The sequence below is a fragment of the Streptomyces spongiae genome, assembly GCF_009377185.1.
GTDB classification, from domain to species: Bacteria; Actinomycetota; Actinomycetes; order Streptomycetales; family Streptomycetaceae; genus Streptomyces; species Streptomyces spongiae.
The window spans coordinates 1-3,104 of sequence record NZ_VJZC01000857.1 but is presented as its reverse complement, the minus strand read 5'-3'; the positions used below and the strand labels follow the sequence as shown (position 1 = coordinate 3,104).

Annotated in this window: 2 protein-coding genes and 1 pseudogene; 2 read left to right on the top strand and 1 reads right to left on the bottom strand. The window is 73.0% G+C overall.

The window, feature by feature from the left end:
• The first annotated feature begins 105 nt into the window (after positions 1-105).
• A complete protein-coding gene (locus FNH08_RS47860; RefSeq protein ID WP_152778174.1) occupies positions 106-1,710 on the top strand; it encodes a DUF5691 domain-containing protein in 1,605 nt (534 codons plus the stop codon).
• An 87-nt stretch (positions 1,711-1,797) separates the two neighbouring features.
• Here FNH08_RS47860 and FNH08_RS47855 read toward each other — a convergent pair whose 3' ends face one another.
• Entirely contained in the window at positions 1,798-2,214 is a 417-nt protein-coding gene (locus tag FNH08_RS47855; protein ID WP_152778173.1) for a cobalamin B12-binding domain-containing protein, read from the bottom strand.
• Positions 2,215-2,919: 705 nt separating this feature from the next.
• Here FNH08_RS47855 and FNH08_RS47850 point away from each other — a divergent pair.
• A pseudogene (locus tag FNH08_RS47850) lies at positions 2,920-3,104 on the top strand (lipase); the annotation flags it as partial.

The window sequence follows — 3,104 nt, the reverse complement described above, 5'->3', positions numbered from 1 at the left end:
AAGAGACAGGGTGAGACGAGGCGTGACGAGCCGGGTGTCATCCGTGCCCGGCTCGTCCGCTCCGGATCTCGCCGACCAACTGAAACGCGAACGGAAGGGACCCTCATGAACAGCACCTCGGCTCCTCCCGAGAACTCGTGGGAAGAGCTCGTCACCGTCGCCCTGCTCGGGACCGATCGGCGTGCCGCACCCGGGCCCGGGGCCGGGCGGGAGGCGCCGGTGGCGTTGTTGGACGCGGCGGCGGTGGAGACCGTGCGGCGGAGGGCGGGGGTGCGGCCCGCGCGAGCGGCGACGCGGCCGGAACCCGCCGCACCGGATCCGCGTCCGCCGCTGCCGCCGGCCGCGGCGCGCAGGCTCGCACAGTTGCTGGCCGACCGGCCCGGCGCGGGAGGCGGGGGCCGCAGGGGCACCGCGCCCGACCTGATGGAGTTGCTGCCGCAGTGGCTGGCGCTGGCGAACGCACGCGGGTTCGCCGCACCGCCCGAGGCGCTGCCGACCCTTCTGGACACGGCGCGGGGCCGTACGGACCTGCGCCCGGCGGCCCTGGCCTTCGCGGGCCCGCGCGCGCTCTGGCTGGCCCGGCTGAACCAGGACTGGCGCTTCGCCCTGCGGGCAACACCGGGTGGCGGCGCCGAGCTGCCGGGTCCGGAGGAGACCGACCGGATCCGGCGTCTGTGGCAGGAGGGGCTGTTCGCGGAGCGGGTGGCGCTCCTGACGGGGGTACGGGCACAGGAGCCCGCGGCCGCACGCGAGTTGCTGGAGACGACATGGGCGACGGAGCGGGCCGAGGACCGGCTCATGTTCCTCGACTCGCTGCGGACGGGACTCGGCGCGGACGACGAGCCGTTCCTGGAGCGGGCGTTGACGGACCGGAGCCGGAACGTGCGGGCGACGGCCGCGGAGTTGCTGTCCGCGCTGCCGGGTTCGGCGCTCGCCGCGCGGATGGCGGACCGGGCCGGTGCGTGCGTGGCCGTCGACCGGATGCGGGACGTGCCCGCGATCGTGGTGGAGGCGCCTCACGAGTGCGACGCGGGCATGGAGCGCGACGGGGTGGTGGCCAAGGCCCCGGCGGGTCGGGGGGAACGGTCGTGGTGGCTGGGTCAGTTGGTGGAGGCGGCACCGCTGGCGGTGTGGTCGGCGCGGCTCGGGGGGCGTACGGCGGAGGAGATCGTGGGCCTGCCGGTGGCGGACGACTGGCAGGGGGAGTTGCACGCCGCGTGGTGCCGGGCGGCGGTGCGGCAGCGGGACGCCGACTGGTCCGGGGCGCTCCTGGGCTCGCCGTCCGCCGCCGGGGCCGCGGGACCGGGGGCGGTGTCGCTGGCCGAGCGTGCCAAGCTCCTGGCGACGTTGGGTGCCGGCGAGCGGGCGGAATGGGTGGCGGCCTTCATCGCGACGCACGGGCTGACGGAGGCGTTCCAGTTGCTCGGGGTCTGTGCGGTGCCCTGGGCTCCGGCCCTGGGGGGCGCGGTGGTGGACGCACTGAACATCGCTCGGGACGCGGGCAGTTACCCGTGGAGCTTCAGCGGTGTGATGGGGCTCGCCGAGCGCTGCCTGTCCCCCACGGAGGCGGCACGTCTGGATGCCCTGACGGCCACCCCCGAGGAGGAGGAGAACGCGTCTCCGGGTGCCGGCGGGTACTGGTCCGAGGCTTTCCAGCGCCTCGTCACGACGTTGCGTCTGCGCGCCGCGATGGAGGAGGAGTTGAGTTGAGGATCTGAGCTGAGGAGCTGACCCTGCGGTGGGCGGCCACCCTCTTTGGGGCTCCGCTCACCGAGAGGCCGGACCGAGGATGGAGGACTACGCCTCCGCCGGCTGGCGCACGTTCGCGTTCACCCAGTCCACGATCGACGCGGTGGTGGCGCCGGGGGTGAAGATCTCGGCGACGCCCTTCTCCTTCAGCAGCGGGATGTCGGCCTCGGGGATGATGCCGCCGCCGAAGACCTTGATGTCCTCCGCGTCCCGCTCCTTGAGGAGCTCGATGACGGCCGCGAAGAGCGTGTTGTGGGCGCCGGAGAGGATGGAGAGGCCGATCGCGTCGGCGTCCTCCTGGATCGCGGTGTCGACGATCTGTTCCGGCGTCTGGTGGAGGCCGGTGTAGATGACCTCCATACCGGCGTCGCGCAGCGCCCTCGCGATCACCTTGGCCCCGCGATCGTGGCCGTCGAGCCCCGGCTTGGCCACCACCACGCGGATCGGACCGGCTGCCACACCCATCACTGCCTCCATCAAACGACTGCACCGAACCCGTACCGAACGTCACGACACACACAGCACACGAGCCACCACAGTACGTACACCCAGTACAGCCACACACCGTACGAATCGTGTACGCGGCACGCGCACCGCGCATATCGCTTATACCGCCGCCCACCGCGCCGGATGCGTCCGCGGACACAGGCGCCCCGTACCGGTCCGGCCGAGGAAGTGAACGAACGTTATCGCCAGCATCCCGCAACCGGCAGTTTCGCGGTGGGGACCGAGGGGGAAATCACACGGTGGGACACGTTCGCCGCGCACGGTTCCGATTTCCCGCGGCACACGTGTCACGGAGGCGGGCGGCATCCGGGCCGCACGCATCCGGGACACGGGCGTCACGGGCGGAGCGTGCGCAAGGAGAGCCGCCACGAGGTGGCCGCACCACCGCTCCGCCGGCGGGAGACGGCAGCGGCGATGAGGCGCTTCGGCGATGGCACGAGCAAGGAAGCGGGGAATCACGGTCGTACGGAGTCCGGGACAGCCTGTGCCGTGAGGACGGCGGGATGTCACGCCGCCGGCACGGCAGGGAGCCCCGTCGCGTCACCGGCGCCCCGTGCGTCGCACACGCCACACTCGCACCAGTCGCCCACCTCCGCGGGGGCTCACTACGAGGGCACAGCGGGGGACCGGGACGTCCTCCCGCGTGCCGACGGGAGGTCGGCCATGAAGGTCACCCGGGCATCTCTGCCCTTTCTGCCGCTCTGCCAGAGCCTGTGGCCCGTCAGGCTGGCCGGGCTGTCGGTGACCCTCCTGAAGGCGACCGCTCTGGAGTTCGCGATCCTCGCCGGGCATCTGCTCCTCTACCCGTCCGGGATCATCCCGGAGCGCCGCTCCGTGCCCGCCCCGCC